Source organism: Streptomyces sp. NBC_00306 (assembly GCF_036169555.1).
GTDB lineage: Bacteria > Actinomycetota > Actinomycetes > Streptomycetales > Streptomycetaceae > Streptomyces > Streptomyces achmelvichensis.
Window position 1 is genome coordinate 1348193 of record NZ_CP108032.1, and the last position, 15770, is coordinate 1363962.

Below are 15770 nucleotides of genomic sequence, written 5' to 3' on the forward strand. Positions count from 1 at the left end.
GAACAGGCCGCAGTGCGGATGCAGCGCGGCGAGGGGGCGGCAGTGGCGAGCGACGGTTTCGACTTCAGTCCAGGGGCACAGGTGCCGCTCACGGGCGCCGCCGGGCAGACCGCGGCGACGCATGCCCTCGCCTCGGCGGCGTACCGCGACGGGCCGGTGGCCGAGATCCTCAAGGCGAACAACGAATGGCACACGTCCGTCGTGAAGCCGGGCAAGTTCTCGCTCTTCGAGCCGAATCTGGGCGAGGCGTTCTCGCGCGCCGTGCAGACACGGACGCTGGGGGGTGCCCGCAAGGCACTGATCCAGTCCTTCGGGACCGAGCCGCAGTCCGTCGTCGAGCACTGCCTCGCGGCGACCGGCATACGCAAGGAGCGGGATTCCAAACTGACCGGCATCATGGTGCTGTTCGGGCTGGTCTTCCTGCCCGGACTGCTGCTGTGGATGGCCGTGTTCCAGCTCCGCCGGACCCTCGCGGGCGCCCAGAACAGGAGCGCGGGGGCACTCGGCACCCTGCTGCTCGTCGCCGTCGGCGGTCTGATCGCGCTCTTCCTGTTCAAGCTGCCCTTCGGCGGCTTCTGGGCGCTGTATCTGCGCCTCATGCTCGTCGCCCCCATCGTGGGATGGATGCTCGCCAAGCGGGTCTGCGAAGCGACGGCCAAGGACATGCGCGCCCGCTGGGACTCGCTCCTCGCTGGCGGCGGCATCGGTGCCAAGGTTCCCGAAGCCGTCCCCGGACACCCGAACGAGACCGCGCGCGAGCAGCTGCGACAGGGCCTGGAGAAGCTCACCGCCGAGCAGCAGTCCAACTCGGTCTTCTACGCGGGCCCCAAGGGCATACTCGGCATGGGCACGCGGTGGGGCAGCTGGCAGATGGCCGAGGAGCTGGTCTCCAAGGAGCCGGGCAAGGACATCAACCAGTTCCGCAGCTGGGACGTCGTCCGCGCGATACACGACAAGATGAAGATGCTGGAGCGCGGACCGCTGAACTCGGGCGGCTTCCCCAAGCCGTCGGTCAAGCACTGGATCGTCTCCCCCGTCGGCGAGAACGCCAAGGAAGTGGCGCGGCCCGAGGGCCAGGACGTGGAGGCCTTCCAGGTCAAGGGCCACGAGATACAGCGCATCTGCAACCACCAGCAGTTCGGCGGTGGCAACCGGCACTACCTGGGCGTGCAGTTCACGCTCTGGGACGGCCAGTTGGTGATCACCATGATGATCACGGTCACCGTGCTCCACGAGACCCTGCGCATCGAGGTCACCGGTCACGCTCTCGGGCCGGTGCACCCGCTGTTCACGACCAAGCCCGCGCCCAAGACCGTGACGGTGAGCAAGACGGTCCGCTTCTGGGAGACCGTCGACCGCCAGCTTCCGCTGGTCGAGACCCGTGAGGTGGTGCGCCTCGCGGTGCGGGCGCCCTTCACCTGGTACCCGCCGCTGCTCGACTTCCTCGGCGGCAAGCTGGTGCTCCCCGAGCCGTTCGGACTGCGGCACGCCTGGGCGGACCAGCCCTGGCGGCACCGGTTCATGGCGGACGACGCGATGCGTGCCGCCACCCCCGTGCTGCGGGTGGCGCACGCGGCGGCGATCAGGGTGCTGGAGGAGAACGGCGTGGACACGGACCGCTTCGGGAACCGCTCCATGGTGGTCAGCGGCTTCGTCCAGGACCCGACGCCGCGCAAGGCCGACCTCTACGACGCGTAGCACCCGTACGACACACCGCCCCGGCACACCGGCGGACAGCAGAACGCCGGGCCCTTCGCGCAGGGCCCGGCCGGCTGTCGTACAGCCCTCAGGCGGGCCAGGCCTCCGCCAGCATCGTGCGGGTGTCGGCGAGCAACTGCGGCAGGACCTTGGTGTGTCCGACGACCGGCATGAAGTTGGTGTCCCCGCCCCATCGCGGCACGACGTGCTGGTGCAGATGCGCGGCGATCCCGGCACCGGCGACGGAGCCCTGGTTCATGCCGATGTTGAAGCCGTGCGCGCCCGAGGCGTTGCGCAGCGCGGTCATGGCCCGCTTGGTGAAGGCCGCCAGTTCGGCGGTCTCGGCGTCGTCCAGCTCCGTGTAGTCCGCGACATGGCGGAACGGCACCACCATCAGGTGCCCGCCGTTGTACGGGTAGAGGTTGAGCACCGCGTAGACGTGCGAGCCGCGGGCGATGACAAGCCCGTCCTCGTCGGATTTCGCGGGAATGGCGCAGAAGGGACAGCCGTCCTCGGCGCCGGGGCCGGTCGGCTTGTTCTCGCCCTGGATGTAGGCCATCCGGTGGGGCGTCCACAGACGCTGGAACGCGTCCGGCGTCCCCACTCCGATCTGCTGCTCCGGCTCACTGGTCATGCTGTGCAGCATATGACTTCGCCTGTACGGGGCGTGTCGCCGGGGGCGGCCCACGGCACACCCCGCGATGCTGGGGCCATGACCGACGAAAGCCCGGTGGAGCGCTGGCAGCGGCGTATCGAGATCCCGATGCTCGCCGCCTCGGCGCTCTTCCTCGCCTCCTTCACGGTCCGGGTCCTCGCGGAGAACCTCCCGGCCGGCTGGTACGCCCTCTGTGAGGCGGTCACCTATGCCTCGTGGACGCTGTTCGTCGTGGACTACGCGGTGCGCTGGGTGCTGAGCGGTGAGGGCCTCGCGTTCGTCCGCCGGCACGTCATGGACGCGATCGTCGTGGTGCTGCCGCTGCTGCGGCCCCTGCGGATCGTCAAGATCTACGAGGCGGTGCAGCGCCGCCACGCCCACGCCCGGCTGCCTCTGCAGGCCCGGGTGATCGCGTACGCGGGGCTGTCGACGCTGCTGCTGGGCTTCGCGGGCGCACTCAGCGTCTACCACGACGAGCGCAACGCGCCGGGCGCGACGATCAAGACCTTCGGGGACGCGATCTGGTGGACCGCCTCGACCGTGACGACGGTCGGCTACGGCGACATGACCCCGGTGACTACGCGGGGACGTGTGGTGGCGGTGGGGATGATGGTGGGCGGTGTCGCGCTGCTGGGAGCGGTGACGGGGTCGTTCTCGTCCTGGCTGCTGCAGACGTTCGCACAGGACGAAGAGCAGAAGCTCGAAGAGAAGAAGCCCCCGGGGGGCACCCCGGGGGCTTCGGACGGCCTGCGGCCGTAGACCTTCGGTCAGACCTGGACGCGGTCCTCGACGACCTGCACCAGCTTCGCGAGGGCCTCCTCGCGCGGGATGCCGTTCTCCTGCGAACCGTCGCGGTAGCGGAACGAGACCGTGTTCGCGTTCATGTCGTCGTCACCGACGATGATCATGAACGGGACCTTCTGCTTCTGCTGGTTCCTGATCTTCTTCTGCATCCGGTCCGAGGACGCGTCCACCTCGACCCGCAGGCCCTTCTTCTTCGCCTCCGCGGCGAACTCCTGGAGGTACGGGACGTGGGCGTCGCCGACCGGGATGCCGACCGCCTGGACCGGGGCGAGCCACGCCGGGAACGCACCCGCGTAGTGCTCCAGCAGCACCGCGAAGAAGCGCTCGATGCTGCCGAACAGCGCGCGGTGGATCATGACCGGACGCTGCTTGGTCCCGTCGGGCCCGGTGTACTCCAGGTCGAAGCGCTCCGGCAGGTTGAAGTCGAGCTGGATGGTCGACATCTGCCAGGTCCGGCCGATGGCGTCCTTCGTCTGGACCGAGATCTTCGGACCGTAGAAGGCGGCGCCGCCCGGGTCCGGGACCAGCGGGAGGCCCTGCTTCTCGGCCACCTTGCGCAGCGTCTCGGTGGCCTCCTCCCACGCCTCGTCGGAGCCGACGAACTTCTCCGGGTCCTTGGTGGAGAGTTCGAGGTAGAAGTCGGTCAGGCCGTAGTCGCGCAGCAGGTTCAGCACGAAGGTCAGCGTCGAGTCGAGCTCGTCCGCCATCTGCTCCCTGGTGCAGTAGATGTGCGCGTCGTCCTGGGTGAAGCCCCGGGCCCGGGTGAGGCCGTGCACGACGCCCGACTTCTCGTAGCGGTACACGGTGCCGAACTCGAAGAGCCGCAGCGGCAGTTCACGGTAGGACCGGCCGCGTGCGTCGAAGATCAGGTTGTGCATGGGGCAGTTCATGGGCTTGAGGTAGTAGTCCACGCCCTCGTCGAGCTGCATGGGCGGGTACATGCCGTCGGCGTACCAGTCCAGGTGGCCCGAGGTCTCGAACAGCTTCCCCTTGGTGGCGTGCGGGGTGTAGACGAACTCGTACCCCTCCTCCTCGTGCCGGCGGCGCGAGTAGTCCTCCATGACCCGGCGGATGACACCGCCCTTGGGGTGGAAGACCGCGAGGCCCGAACCGATCTGCTCCGGGATGGAGAACAGGTCCAGCTCGCTGCCCAGCTTGCGGTGGTCGCGCTTCTCGGCCTCGGCGAGGAACTCCAGGTGCGCCTTCAGCTCCTCCTTGGAGGGCCAGGCGGTGCCGTAGATGCGCTGGAGCATCGGGTTCTTCTCGCTGCCGCGCCAGTACGCGGCGGCGTTGCGCATCAGCTTGAACGCCGGGATGTTGCGGGTGGTGGGCAGGTGCGGACCGCGGCAGAGGTCCTTCCAGCACAGCTCGCCCGTCTTGGCGTCGAGGTTGTCGTAGATGGTCAGCTCGCCGGCGCCGACCTCGACGTCCGCCCCGTCGTCGGAGGAGGCGGAGCCCTTGAGCCCGATGAGCTCCAGCTTGTACGGCTCACCGGCCAGCTCCTCGCGGGCCGCCTCGTCGCTCACCACACGCCGCGAGAAGCGCTGACCGCGCTTCTGGATCTCCTGCATCTTCTTCTCGACGGCCTTGAGGTCCTCGGGCGTGAAGGGCCTCTCGACGTCGAAGTCGTAGTAGAAACCGTCCCTGACCGGCGGGCCGATGCCCAGCTTCGCCTCGGGGAACAGCTCCTGCACGGCCTGCGCCATGACGTGCGCGGTGGAGTGCCGCAGAATGTTGAGCCCGTCCTCGGAGGAGATCTCGACGGGCTCGACCTCCTCGCCGTCCCTGACCTCGTACGCGAGGTCCTTCAGCTCACCGGCGACCCGCGCAGCGACGACGGTGCGCTCACCGGTGAAGAGCTCGGCAGCCGTAGTGCCCGTCGTCACCACGCGCTCTTCCCGCTCGGAATCGCGTTGGATGATCACACGGACGTCCGACACCGGTCTCTCCTGACTGAGGGGGCTGCGGCAGTGGACACTGCGCGCGCCTGAATCGTACCGAGCCGAGGGGGCCGTCCGCGAAACGGTTCCCCCGTCGCCGCGGCCCCCTGCTCTCGGGCCCCGCCCGTCATTCACCCGCGCCGCAGGCGTCCTCGAAGAAGTCCAGATTCTCGTGGAGCGACTTCATCAGCCGGTCCCGCTCGGCATCGTCGACCTGGACGGGCGTCACATTCGTGGCGTCGGTGAGCCGGCGGAAACCGCCCCGGCTCTCCAGCCGGCCGACGACCCGGATGGGCAGTCCGACGAGATGGGCATGACCGGCGGTGCGGTACGCGTCCTCCTCCAGTGCCACCCGGATGTGCGGAACCTCCGCCCCTGCCAGCACCCGCAGCCGTACGGTCCCCGGCCCCCGCGGCCCCGAGCGGCGCATCCGGATCACCGTGCCCGTGATCCGCACGGGCACCGACGGCTCGTCCTGGAGATAGCGGGCCCCCGCCTCCCGCAGGGCCGGCAGGTCCCCGGGCGAGAACTCCACCGGCTCGCTGACGGGGGCGCACCCGTCGGGCACCCCGGCCGCGGGCGACCATGAAAGCTCGATCCGCGCCCCCTCCGAGCCGCGGACGAGCGCGATGACGGCCTCGGTCAACTCGCGGCTGACACCGAGCTCGACCGCCTGGTCGAAGGCCTCCATACCGCCGGTGGCCCGCTGGTAGTCGGTGGCCTCGCGGGCCGCCTGGAGGGCGTGATGGAGACGGACCACGACGGCACGGCCACCGGCCACGGGCACGAAGGCGGTGAGGCTGCGCCCGCCCGGAGCGGGCCCGACCAGCACGCCTTCGAGCGAGGCGTGAGCCTGCCGCCGGTGGCGCGCGCCGTAGTAGCCGGCCCGGCCGCGGGCCGCGAGAGCGCCTGCCAGCAGCATCTGCCGGGCGGCCGCGCGCATCTGCTCCTGCACGGTCCAGGCAGCGGTACCCGAGGGCCCCTGCGGCACATCGCGCCACCAGCGGACCTCGTCGCTCGGCACGGTGAGCCCGACCAGCACCTCGCGGGCCGAGGGGGCGGCACTGCGCGCGAGCGCGATCAGCGCCTCGGACAACAGGTCCTCGCAGTCGGGAAAGGACCTGCTCTCGGGGACGAGCAGGCTGGTGCCGCCCACGGACGGACCGGGCGGTGTCCAGCGGGCGTAGCGGCCCGCCGCTCCCCCGCGTCGCCGCCAGCCGTGCCGGTCGAGCAGCGCGCCCAGGACGACGGGGTCGACCTGGGCGGGATCCGGTTCGCCTCCGTACCAGGGTCCTGGCACCTCCGCGCCCGGATGCGGCCGTACAGATTCGTCGAAGGGCCGGTGCATCAGGGTCTCCCTCCCGCCCCGACCCGCGTCATGATCTCGCAGAGCGCACGGTCGTCGAAGATCCGTGAGGTCGGGATCCGCACTGTGGTCCTGCGCCTGCCCGTCACCGGGTGGCCGGCCAGGTTGGTCCAGTAGCAGCAGTGACGCAGATCGAGCCGGTCATGACTGGCGCGCAGCCATTCGTCCTGGGTCCGCGGAACGAGCATCACGACGAGGATCTTGTGCACGGACACCGGGGTGCGGGCCAGTTTCACCAGATGGTCGTTGTCGAGCGTGAAGGAGAAAGCGGGACCCGGTGGATGCGGAGGGATCTGATAGGTGCATTTCAGCTGCACCTTTATCGTCACCTCGTCGTCGACGGTGTGACCGGCCGAGCTGTGACTGACGTGCCAGTCGATGCCGTTGTCCGGAAAGGGCTGGGAGAGCGAGCATCCGGCCGCGGCCGCGACCGCGTGGAGATAGCCCACCTGGAGGGTCTCCATGCAGGCGGTGGTGGCGAGTGAGCCGCGCAGTGGTGCCGTCCGTGGGGACAGCAGCCCTCCCCCGACACTTTCGGCACGGGAGGTACCCCCAAATTCCGGCTGCGGGAGAGCCATTGCTCTTCGTGCCTTCCGGGCGGTACTGAATCGAAGTCTAGACGACAGAGCGTCAATTTCTTTGTCTGTCATCTGTGTTGTCACCGCCCGGCGTACAGCGCAAACGGCCCGGGTATCACGGATTCGGGCAGGGGTTTTCTCCATCTGCCAGACGTGTGCGAGGAGTTCGGGGATGACGCACTGGTTCGACGGCCCGCTGGCCGCATTTGACACCGAAACCACCGGAGTCGACGTAGAGGAGGACCGCATCGTGTCCGCGGCGGTCGTCGTGCAGGACATGGCGGGCGGGCGGCCGCGTGTCACCCGCTGGCTGGTCAACCCCGGCGTTCCCGTACCGCCCGGGGCGACCGAGATCCACGGTCTGACCGACGACCATCTGCAGCGCAACGGCCGCTGGCCGGCGCCGGTGATGGAGGAGATAGCCCGCACCCTCGCCGAGCAGTGCGCTGCGTCCCGGCCGCTGGTGGTGATGAACGCGCCGTTCGACCTGACCATGCTGGACCGTGAGCTGCGACGGCACCGCGCCTCGTCGCTCGCCCGCTATCTGGAGAACAAGCCGCTGTGTGTGCTCGACCCGCGGGTTCTGGACAAACACCTGGACCGCTACCGCAAGGGCAAGCGCACCCTGACCGATCTGTGCGCGCAGTACGAGGTGGTGCTCGACGAGGCGCACGACGCGGCCGCCGACGCCCTGGCGGCGATGGAGGTGACCCGTGCGGTGGGCCGCCGCTTCGCCACCCGGACGGAACGGCTGTCCGCGGCCGAGCTGCACACGCTCCAGGCGGTGTGGCACGCGGCGCAGGCGCGGGGGCTTCAGGCGTGGTTCGCCCGCAGCGGTACCCCGGAGCTGGTGGACCCGGCCTGGCCGCTGCGGCCCGAACTGCCCGCCGCCGCCTGACGCGTACGGCCGCGGGGCACGGCCCCGTACAACAGAGAAGCCGGTCCGTCGGTGACGGACCGGCCTTTCCCGGTGGGCGATACTGGGTTCGAACCAGTGACCTCTTCGGTGTGAACGAAGCGCTCTCCCACTGAGCTAATCGCCCGGGAACGGACTGAACCATACAGGCCCCGGCCGCCTGCCTTCAAATCTCATTCAGCCGGTCCGCAGGTACGCCGCCAGTCCGCGGCGGCCACCGCGCATCATCGCCGCGTGGTTAGCGCGGAAGACCGGACGGCACAGCGGAGCCAGCCGCCTCATCAGCGGCTTCCGTACCTCCACCTCCTGCTCGTAGACGACGTGGGTGCCCTCCCCGCGGTGGGCGAGCGTCCAGCGCGCCCAGCCCTCCAGGTCGCCCTCCAGGCCGATCTCCAGGACCAGCCCCGCCGGATCGCTCCGGAGGGGGCGGGCGGTGACGAACAGGTCGTACGGCAGGAACGAGCGGAAGCGCGCGGTACCGCTCACCTCGTCGAGCGGGATGACCTCGCGGACCTGCGGCCACCAGCGCGGGTACTCCTCGGCCCGTTCGAGCGCCGCGTACACGACCGCGGGCGCGGCCCCGAGAACCCAGACGCTCCGAAAACGGTAGTGAGACCAGTTCATGGCCCAAGTCTGCGCCCGGGAGGCGGGCCCGGGCGGTACTCATACGCGATCTGAGTACGCGCGCGCATGTCCGCCACTGTGGCCGCGGCCACACTCCGAACATGGACAACGTTCCGCCACCCGCCGAGGAACTGGCGATACTCGACCGCGAGCTGGCCCGACTGGACGCCCGCCGGGCCCAGTTGCTGGCCCGCCGCGCCTGGCTGCTCACCCTGATCCGGCCCGTCGCCGCACCGCCCCAGGCCGCATGGGCCCATGGCGGACGGCCATTCGCCGCACCACCCGCCGAGACGTCACCGCCCAACGTGCAGAATCTGCTGCTCACCTTGGGCGGCATTCTGCTGACCATCGCGGCGATCGCCTTCACGCTCGTCAGCTGGGGCGACATGGGCATCGGCGGACGGTCGGCCGTGCTCGGCGCCGTCACCGTCGCCGCGCTCGCCGCCCCGGCCCTGCTGGTGCGCCGCACACTCACCTCGACCGCGGAGGCAGTGGCCGCGCTCGGGATGGTGCTGATGGTGCTGGACGCCTACGCCCTGCACGCGGTCGCCCTGCCGGAGACGAGCGGGCTCGGTTACTCGGCCGCGGCGGCGGCCGTTCTCGCCGCCGCCTGGACGGCGTACTCCTTCGTGCTCCCCCGGCTCCGGACCCCCCTGCCGGTCGCCGCGGTGACGGCCCAACTCCCCCTGTGGCTCTGGTCGCTGACCGGATCGGCGGGTGCACCGTCGATGGAGTGGGCGCTGCTGGCGACGGCCGCGCTCGACGTCGCGGCCGCGGTGTGGCTGAAACGGGACACCATCCGCGGGATCGCGCTGGTGGGTGCCGCGGTGACGGGCGGCGGGGCGCTGCTGCTCGGCCTGGGACAGTCGGTGACGGCCTCCGGACCGGTCGCGGCCCTCCCGCCGGCCGCGCTGCTCACGGCCGCGGCCGGTGTCGCGATGTTCACGGCGTGGCGCGTGCCCGCGGCCACGGTCGCCGCGTCGGTGGTGGCCGGCCTCGCGCTGATCGCCGGTGTGGGCGGTGTCGTACGGGCCGCTGTGGCGGCGGAGGCGGAGGGGTGGGGCATCCTCACCTATCTGCTGTGCGCGGTGGCCCTGTTGGGCGTCGTCCGCTCGCCTCTGCCTCGGCGTCTGGTGCCGGGACCGGTCTACGCGTCGGCCGCTGTCCAGGGCCTCGCCGTCCTCGCCGCGCTTCCGCTGCTGCTGGTCACCCTGGCGGGCCCGTTGTCGGTGCTGCCGGACATCTGGTCGGGCGCTCCGTCGGACGCCCGGGCCTCCCTCGGCGCGGACCTGCCCGCGGAGGGTCTGACGTCCGCGCCGGTCGTCCTGCTCGTGGTCGCGGGCGTGCTGGTGCTCTTCTCACGTCGCCCGGACCTTGCCGCGCCGCCGGCCGGACCGGCTGCGGCGACCGCGCACGACCACGCCCCGGACGCACCGCTCTCCGCGGCGCGCCCTCACCCGGCGCCCGGTCCTTCCGCCGCCGGTCCGGCGGCGGGCGCCGCACCCGCCGAGGAGCCGTCCGGAGCCGACGACAGGGCCACCGGCACGGACCGTCCCGGCACGGCGGCGAGCGGTCAGGACGCACCCGGCGCCGGCCCGTGGGGCGCCTGGATGCCCGGCACCGGTGATCCCACCGCGGCCCGGCCGGCCCCCCGTGATCTGGCCCGCGGCGGAGCCCTGGCACTCGGCTGGGCCGCCCTGGTCGTCGTCCCGCCCGCCTTCGGGTTCGGGTACGGCCTCGCCGTGGCCCTCCATCTCGCCCTCACGCTCGGCATGCTCGCGCTCGCCGCCCGGCGCTCCCCCACCTCCGCCGCCATCGCGCTCGCCTGCGGCCTCGCCGGTGCGGCCGGCGTCACGGTACTGGCCCTCGCGACCCGGCCGGCGACCTTCACCGTGCTCGGCACGCTCGTCGCCGCGCTCACGGTGGCCGCGGTCGCCGCCCGGACCGGCACCGCGATCAGGTCCGTACTGGCCTGCGCGGCGGCCGTGTTCACGACCGCCCTGCTGGGCGCGCTCGCCGGAGCGGCCGAACTCCCGCCCCATCAGGCGGCGTTGCTGATCCTGCTGGTGCCCGCCGCCGTCGCACTGCTCGCCCACCGGCTCGGTACGCACCCGGTCACCCTGCCGCTGGAGTGCACCGGAGCGGCAGCGGGCCTCCTCGCGATCGCCCTCGCCGCCGGCGACCGGCCGGCCCTCGCCCTGGTCCTCGCGCTCTGCGGTGTCATCACCGCCGGCACAGCTCTGCGGCCCGAGCGCCGCATCGCGGCCGGCGCCACCGCGACCGTGCTGTTCGTCCTGGCGACCTGGGTACGTCTGGCCGCGTCGGACGTCTCCACCCCGGAGGCGTACACGCTGCCCGTGACGATCCCCGCGCTCGCCATCGGCGTACTGCGCCGGCGCCGCGACCCGGCGGCCTCCTCATGGCCAGCGTACGGCCCCGGGCTCGCCGCGACGCTGCTGCCGAGCCTGGTCGCCGCCTGGGGCGACCAGCACTGGCTGCGGCCGCTGCTGCTGGGCGTCGTGGCGCTCGCGATCACGCTCGTCGGCGCCCGGCTGCGTCTCCAGGCGCTGCTGGTGCTCGGCGGCGCGGTCCTCGCCCTGGACGCATTGCACGAGCTTGCGCCGTACGTCGTCCAGGTCGTCGGTGCGCTGCCGCGCTGGCTGCCGCCCGCGCTGGCGGGCCTTCTGCTCCTCGCCGTGGGTGCCACGTACGAGCAGCGGCTGCGTGACGCGCGCAGGCTGCGGGAGTCCCTGGGCCGCATGCACTGAGGCGGCAACGCCGAAGGCCCCGAAGACCTGTTGGGTCTTCGGGGCCTTCGGTCCGGGTGGGCGATACTGGGTTCGAACCAGTGACCTCTTCGGTGTGAACGAAGCGCTCTCCCACTGAGCTAATCGCCCGGGCGCATCGCAAACATTACCCCATGGCGGGGGTCCCCCCGGCCGCGCGCCGGCGGAGGGTGCGCGCCCCTTTCCGCATCACTCCTTGATCTTCCACGGCATCTCGAAGCCGAACTTCCAGACGTAGATCCCGACCAGCACCGCGATGATCACCAGACCGATCGTGGTCAGGATGATGTTCCGCCGGCGGACCTTGGGATCGAGCGCCCTCTGTGCCGCCTCGGTGACCTTGCGCTTGGTCCAGCGCAGCACCAGCTGGGCCCAGACGAACTCGGTCGCCCAGATCGCCATGCCGCCGAAGATCACCAGCCAGCCGGGTCCCGGCAGCGGCAGCATCACGATGCCGGCGCCGACGACCGCGAGGCCGACCACGAACACACCGACCTGCCAGCTCAGGTGCAGCGGCTTCGACCGCTTGATGAAATGGGGCGCACGGGACCCGAGCTCCGGCTCGGCCCCTTCCGGCGCCGTTACGTCCCCCGTCACGGGGTTGGAGGCCACCGCCGTGGCCTTCCCCCGCTCGTCACTCTCCGCATTCATGGACACAAACGTACCGGATCGGGTGACGTCACCGGAATGGCCGTATGACCCAAAGTAATACACCGCCGTACGAGCGACATGAAGGATCACAAAACGGTCAGAGGGGTTTACAACGGCACCGTAGGTGGCATGTCGATTTCGCCGACGTGCGAATCCCCGAGCGCACACTGAGCGAAAGGCCCTGGCGCTTATGAACACCACGGTCAGCTGCGAGCTGCACCTGCGCCTCGTTGTATCGAGCGAGTCTTCACTGCCTGTACCCGCGGGCCTGCGGTATGACACGGCCGATCCTTATGCCGTGCACGCCACCTTCCACACCGGAGCCGAAGAGACGGTCGAGTGGGTCTTTGCCCGCGACCTTCTCGCCGAGGGGCTGCACCGGCCCACCGGCACGGGCGACGTCAGAGTCTGGCCGTCACGCAGTCATGGCCAGGGCGTCGTCTGCATCGCGCTGAGCTCCCCGGAGGGCGAAGCACTGCTCGAGGCCCCGGCGCGGGCCCTGGAGTCGTTCCTGAAGCGGACCGACGCAGCCGTGCCACCCGGCACCGAGCATCGTCACTTCGATCTCGACACGGAGCTCTCGCACATCCTGGCCGAAAGCTGAGCCAGGCAGAGAGCTGCACGGCGCCGTCCTACTCGGGGAGACGGCGCCGCGCGGACAACCTCATACGGCGGACATCGGCGCCGTCACCGCGCATTCCAGCGCGGTGACGGCGCCGATGCGCTCCCGGCGCGAACCGCTAGAGTCAGCGCAATTCGGCGGGGACCCGCCCGCAGCAGGCCAGGGAGCGAATCGTGCTGATTCCCCACGACACCAGGATCGCCCTCGACACCGTCGTCGATCTGGTGAACACCGCACCGGAGACCGAGCAGGGGGACGGGCTCGCGAACGTCGCCGCGCTGTACGACTTCGCACGCGGTCACGACATCAGCGGCGTGGGTGAGCTCGGCCACCGGGACCTCAAGGCCGTGCAGGACGTCCGCAGCCGGTTCGCGGAGATCTTCGCGGCGACCGACGCCCGCAGCGCGGCCGAGATGGTCAACGAGCTCGTCGCGGCCGCGGGCACCACCCCGCAGCTGACCGACCACGACGGCTACGACTGGCACGTGCACTACTTCGCGCCCGGCGCCTCGATCGCCGACCACCTCGCCGCCGACTGCGGGATGGCGCTGGCCTTCATCGTGGTCGCGGGCGAGCAGGAGCGGCTGCGGCGCTGCGAGGCCCCGGACTGCGGGCGCGCCTTCGTCGACCTCTCGCGCAACCGCTCCCGCCGCTACTGCGACAGCCGCACCTGCGGGAACCGTCTGCATGTCGCCGCGTACCGCGCCCGCCGCAAGGAAGCCGCGGGCTGAGCCCGGCGCGCCGGGCCGGAACCCCCGCCACGGGAATGGTTCTCACCCGTGGCCGCTCACAGGAGGAACAGATCGTGCACGGCTGCCATGAGCAGCAGGATGCCGATCACCGTCAGAAAGATCATCAGGGGCGGCTGGGAGAGCGCGAAGAGACAGCCTCGCGGCTCTTGCGGCGGTGCGGGGGCCTCGCCCCGGGAGGTATCGACCATCTCGGGGTGATGATGACGCAGTACGGGCCGCCGTGATCGAGCAACACGCCCCGCGACTTTGGGAGTTCATCCGTTCCCGTGGTCCCGGGGACCCGATCCCCTGTTGCCGCGGGACCCGGTCCCCGGCCCGCCCGTGTTCCCGCGCGCGGCACCGGTTCAGATGCCGTGCTCAGATGCCGTGCTTCTTCAGGATCGCCTCGATGTCGCTGAAGTCCTCGCCGGTGCCGGCCGCCTCCTTGGGCTTCTTCGCCGAGGGGCGGGCCGCCGGGGTGGCACCCTGCCCCAGAGAGGGCGCGGACGCCGCGGGTGCGACGGCCTCGCGCTGGGCCGCGGCCCTGGCCGCCTTGCGCTCCTTACGGGTGCCGCCCGAGCGCCGTTCGACGGCGCGGGTCGTCAGGAACAGCAGCCAGGCGGCGCCCAGCAGCCCGAAGCCGATCCAGGCGGTGAGGCTGAAGGCGGTGTCGACGGCCCACTCGACGGCGCCGGTCAGCACCAGGCCGATGGGGACCAGCGAGTAGGCGGCGATCCTGGTGGCCGCGAGGAATCGCTTGCGGTACGCCGTGATGGCGGCGATGCCCAGGCCCGCCGCGGACACCGCGGAGCAAATGGTCTCGGCAATCATCCGGTCCTCCAGGCTTCGGCGGGCATGGGCGGTTACGTCCCCCTCCATCCTGCACCGCACGGCGGCAAAGCGGCCACGGTCGGGTGCGACCTCAGGGAGATCTCCGGGACGGGCTCCTCCCCAGGTCCCGGTTGGGTGGTGCCGCGGCGGGCTGGGAGACTGGACCCCATGAGCGACTCCACCACCGCCCGCCCCGTCGTCCTGGACGTCTGGTGCGAGCTCCAGTGCCCCGACTGCCGCAGCTCCCTCGACGATCTGCGGGCCCTGCGCGAGCGCTACGGCGACCGGCTGGAACTGCGGCTGCGGCACTTCCCCCTGGAGAAGCACGCGTACGCCTTCGCCGCCGCCCAGGCCGCCGAGGAGGCAGCCGAGCAGGGGCAGGGCTGGCCGTACACGGAGGCCGTACTCGCCCACGTGGGACGCCTCGGCCGTGAGGGTGAGGCCTTCCTCGTCGAGACCGCACGTGAACTGGGCCTGGACGCCGAGGAGTTCGACACCGCGCTCATCGACGGCCGGCACATCCTCATCGTCGACGCCGACCAGGCCGAGGGCAAGGCGATCGGTGTGACGGGCACCCCGACGTATGTCGTCGGCGGCGAGCGGCTCGACGGCGGCAAGAGCCAGGAGGGGCTGCGCGCACGCGTCGAGGAGATCGTCGACCGGCTCCTCGCCGAGCAATCCTCGGGCGCCGCCTAGGAAGTGTCCCGGCCGGCTACAGCAGCGGCTTGGTGAAGTTGACGCCTGTCGTCTCGTAGCCGAGCGAGGTGTAGAGACCGAGCGCCGGGGCGTTGCCGGCGAAGACGTGCAGTCCGAGCAGCCGCGTGCCGGACTCCAGCGCGCCCTGCTCGGCACGCAGCATGAGTGAACGTCCGTGGCCCCGACCGCGGTGCGCCTCGGCCACGGCCACGTCGTACACGTACGCACCCTCCTCGCCGGGACGCACCTCGCGCCGTCCGACGAACAGATGGCCGACGACCTCGCCCTGCCGGACGAGGACCTCCAGGCGCACACCCGGTGTGGCGAGGCCCTCGGGCAGGCTTCTGTGCCTGTCGGCGTCGGCCTTGGCGCGCGCCTCGGCGACCGTCAGGCCGCGCTCCGACCAGCTGGTGACGTAGTCCTCGTGCTGAACGTCCCACCAGGTACGGAACTCCGGCTCGGTCATGGGCCGTGCCTCGACGCCCTCGGGAAGCGCGGGCGGCTCGGCGGCGAGGGTCTTGAGCATGTTGCGGCTGCGCTCGGTGTAGCCGAGGGCGGCGGTCAGCCGGGTGGCCTCGACCGCTTCCGGCGGTACGGACACCGTCACCTGCGAGCAGCCCCAGCCCCGCAGGACTTCCTCGGCGGCGAGCGCGGCAACCGTGCCGCGACCGCGGCGCCGGTCCGCATCGTCGATGCCGAGCGAGCGGACGGTTCCCGCCCTCGGCCCGAGCGCGGGCAGGGTGGCGATCTCGACGGAGCCGACGGGACGGCTGTTGACGCAGACCACGAAGGTCCGCGACTGGGCGCCGTCCGCCTCGTGCTGCAACGGCCCGGTCGGCCGCAGGGTGGTGGTCATCAGGGGTGTTCTACCT

The 15770-nt window shown here is 71.2% G+C and carries 16 protein-coding genes and 2 tRNA genes; 7 read left to right on the top strand and 11 right to left on the bottom strand.

Features of this window, described 5'->3' with window-relative positions; genetic code table 11:
• Positions 1-42 precede the first annotated feature (42 nt).
• On the top strand, positions 43-1698 hold the full coding sequence (locus tag OHA05_RS05965; protein ID WP_328860005.1) for a hypothetical protein: 1656 nt from the start codon (positions 43-45) through the stop codon (positions 1696-1698).
• Between the two features lie 88 nt (positions 1699-1786).
• On the opposite strand, the gene OHA05_RS05970 is transcribed toward OHA05_RS05965, so the two are convergent.
• Positions 1787-2344 (bottom strand): HIT family protein, encoded by a 558-nt coding sequence (locus OHA05_RS05970; protein ID WP_313947438.1) that lies wholly within the window; start codon positions 2342-2344, stop codon positions 1787-1789.
• A 66-nt stretch (positions 2345-2410) separates the two neighbouring features.
• On the opposite strand from OHA05_RS05970, the gene OHA05_RS05975 reads away from it, so the two are divergent.
• Positions 2411-3112 (top strand): potassium channel family protein, encoded by a 702-nt coding sequence (locus OHA05_RS05975; RefSeq protein ID WP_313947437.1) that lies wholly within the window; start codon positions 2411-2413, stop codon positions 3110-3112.
• Between the two features lie 8 nt (positions 3113-3120).
• Here OHA05_RS05975 and thrS read toward each other — a convergent pair whose 3' ends face one another.
• The 3 genes from thrS to OHA05_RS05990 all read right to left on the bottom strand — a co-directional run bounded on the left by thrS (position 3121) and on the right by OHA05_RS05990 (position 7041).
• Complete coding sequence (gene thrS, locus OHA05_RS05980) at positions 3121-5097, bottom strand: threonine--tRNA ligase (RefSeq protein WP_313947436.1); 1977 nt, start codon at positions 5095-5097, stop codon at positions 3121-3123.
• Positions 5098-5224: 127 nt separating this feature from the next.
• The gene (locus OHA05_RS05985) at positions 5225-6445 is read right to left on the bottom strand and encodes a hypothetical protein (protein ID WP_328860006.1); all 1221 of its coding nucleotides are present in this window, start codon (positions 6443-6445) and stop codon (positions 5225-5227) included.
• Positions 6445-7041 carry a DUF4365 domain-containing protein gene (locus OHA05_RS05990; RefSeq protein ID WP_313947434.1) on the bottom strand — a complete coding sequence of 199 codons (597 nt, stop codon included), beginning with the start codon at positions 7039-7041 and terminating at the stop codon, positions 6445-6447. The genes OHA05_RS05985 and OHA05_RS05990 overlap by 1 nt, the downstream gene beginning before the upstream one ends.
• Before the next feature lie 172 nt (positions 7042-7213).
• Between OHA05_RS05990 and OHA05_RS05995 the strand changes: the two genes are divergently transcribed.
• Positions 7214-7939, top strand: coding sequence for a 3'-5' exonuclease (locus OHA05_RS05995; RefSeq protein ID WP_313947433.1), 726 nt, complete (start codon positions 7214-7216; stop codon positions 7937-7939).
• A gap of 73 nt (positions 7940-8012) precedes the next feature.
• Here OHA05_RS05995 and OHA05_RS06000 read toward each other — a convergent pair.
• Both OHA05_RS06000 and OHA05_RS06005 read right to left on the bottom strand, forming a co-directional pair.
• Positions 8013-8084 (bottom strand) — tRNA-Val (locus tag OHA05_RS06000).
• 50 nt (positions 8085-8134) lie between these two features.
• Positions 8135-8581, bottom strand: coding sequence for an SRPBCC family protein (locus OHA05_RS06005; RefSeq protein WP_328860007.1), 447 nt, complete (start codon positions 8579-8581; stop codon positions 8135-8137).
• 101 nt (positions 8582-8682) lie between these two features.
• Between OHA05_RS06005 and OHA05_RS06010 the strand changes: the two genes are divergently transcribed.
• Complete coding sequence (locus OHA05_RS06010) at positions 8683-11349, top strand: SCO7613 C-terminal domain-containing membrane protein (RefSeq protein ID WP_328860008.1); 2667 nt, start codon at positions 8683-8685, stop codon at positions 11347-11349.
• Positions 11350-11406: 57 nt separating this feature from the next.
• Here the strand turns inward: OHA05_RS06010 and OHA05_RS06015 are convergent.
• Together OHA05_RS06015 and OHA05_RS06020 are read right to left on the bottom strand one after the other, a co-directional pair.
• Positions 11407-11478: transfer RNA gene (locus OHA05_RS06015), tRNA-Val, on the bottom strand.
• A 78-nt stretch (positions 11479-11556) separates the two neighbouring features.
• On the bottom strand, positions 11557-12018 hold the full coding sequence (locus OHA05_RS06020) for a TIGR02611 family protein (RefSeq protein ID WP_313947430.1): 462 nt from the start codon (positions 12016-12018) through the stop codon (positions 11557-11559).
• A gap of 190 nt (positions 12019-12208) precedes the next feature.
• On the opposite strand from OHA05_RS06020, the gene OHA05_RS06025 reads away from it, so the two are divergent.
• Together OHA05_RS06025 and OHA05_RS06030 are read left to right on the top strand one after the other, a co-directional pair.
• Positions 12209-12622, top strand: a complete 414-nt coding sequence (locus OHA05_RS06025) for an SsgA family sporulation/cell division regulator (protein WP_003959770.1) — start codon at positions 12209-12211, stop codon at positions 12620-12622.
• A 191-nt stretch (positions 12623-12813) separates the two neighbouring features.
• A complete protein-coding gene (locus OHA05_RS06030) occupies positions 12814-13371 on the top strand; it encodes a CGNR zinc finger domain-containing protein (protein WP_328860009.1) in 558 nt (185 codons plus the stop codon).
• Between the two features lie 56 nt (positions 13372-13427).
• On the opposite strand, the gene OHA05_RS06035 is transcribed toward OHA05_RS06030, so the two are convergent.
• Together OHA05_RS06035 and OHA05_RS06040 are read right to left on the bottom strand one after the other, a co-directional pair.
• On the bottom strand, positions 13428-13580 hold the full coding sequence (locus OHA05_RS06035; RefSeq protein ID WP_313947428.1) for a hypothetical protein: 153 nt from the start codon (positions 13578-13580) through the stop codon (positions 13428-13430).
• A gap of 169 nt (positions 13581-13749) precedes the next feature.
• Entirely contained in the window at positions 13750-14202 is a 453-nt protein-coding gene (locus OHA05_RS06040; RefSeq protein ID WP_313947427.1) for a hypothetical protein, read from the bottom strand.
• 168 nt (positions 14203-14370) lie between these two features.
• Here OHA05_RS06040 and OHA05_RS06045 point away from each other — a divergent pair, with 168 nt between their 5' ends.
• Positions 14371-14898, top strand: a complete 528-nt coding sequence (locus tag OHA05_RS06045) for a DsbA family protein (protein ID WP_328860010.1) — start codon at positions 14371-14373, stop codon at positions 14896-14898.
• Positions 14899-14914: 16 nt separating this feature from the next.
• Here OHA05_RS06045 and OHA05_RS06050 read toward each other — a convergent pair whose 3' ends face one another.
• On the bottom strand, positions 14915-15754 hold the full coding sequence (locus OHA05_RS06050; protein ID WP_328860011.1) for a GNAT family N-acetyltransferase: 840 nt from the start codon (positions 15752-15754) through the stop codon (positions 14915-14917).
• Between the last annotated feature and the right edge of the window lie 16 nt (positions 15755-15770).

Excerpts from the sequence above, each read along its gene's own strand:
- OHA05_RS05970 (WP_313947438.1), bottom strand. The coding sequence starts at position 2,344 with ATGCTGCACAGCATGACCAGTGAGCCGGAGCAGCAGATCGGAGTGGGG.
- OHA05_RS05975 (WP_313947437.1), top strand. The coding sequence starts at position 2,411 with ATGACCGACGAAAGCCCGGTGGAGCGCTGGCAGCGGCGTATCGAGATC.
- OHA05_RS05985 (WP_328860006.1), bottom strand. The coding sequence starts at position 6,445 with ATGCACCGGCCCTTCGACGAATCTGTACGGCCGCATCCGGGCGCGGAG.
- OHA05_RS05990 (WP_313947434.1), bottom strand. The coding sequence starts at position 7,041 with ATGGCTCTCCCGCAGCCGGAATTTGGGGGTACCTCCCGTGCCGAAAGT.
- OHA05_RS05995 (WP_313947433.1), top strand. The coding sequence starts at position 7,214 with ATGACGCACTGGTTCGACGGCCCGCTGGCCGCATTTGACACCGAAACC.
- OHA05_RS06005 (WP_328860007.1), bottom strand. The coding sequence starts at position 8,581 with ATGAACTGGTCTCACTACCGTTTTCGGAGCGTCTGGGTTCTCGGGGCC.
- OHA05_RS06010 (WP_328860008.1), top strand. The coding sequence starts at position 8,683 with ATGGACAACGTTCCGCCACCCGCCGAGGAACTGGCGATACTCGACCGC.
- OHA05_RS06020 (WP_313947430.1), bottom strand. The coding sequence starts at position 12,018 with ATGAATGCGGAGAGTGACGAGCGGGGGAAGGCCACGGCGGTGGCCTCC.
- OHA05_RS06025 (WP_003959770.1), top strand. The coding sequence starts at position 12,209 with ATGAACACCACGGTCAGCTGCGAGCTGCACCTGCGCCTCGTTGTATCG.
- OHA05_RS06035 (WP_313947428.1), bottom strand. The coding sequence starts at position 13,580 with ATGGTCGATACCTCCCGGGGCGAGGCCCCCGCACCGCCGCAAGAGCCG.
- OHA05_RS06040 (WP_313947427.1), bottom strand. The coding sequence starts at position 14,202 with ATGATTGCCGAGACCATTTGCTCCGCGGTGTCCGCGGCGGGCCTGGGC.
- OHA05_RS06045 (WP_328860010.1), top strand. The coding sequence starts at position 14,371 with ATGAGCGACTCCACCACCGCCCGCCCCGTCGTCCTGGACGTCTGGTGC.
- OHA05_RS06050 (WP_328860011.1), bottom strand. The coding sequence starts at position 15,754 with ATGACCACCACCCTGCGGCCGACCGGGCCGTTGCAGCACGAGGCGGAC.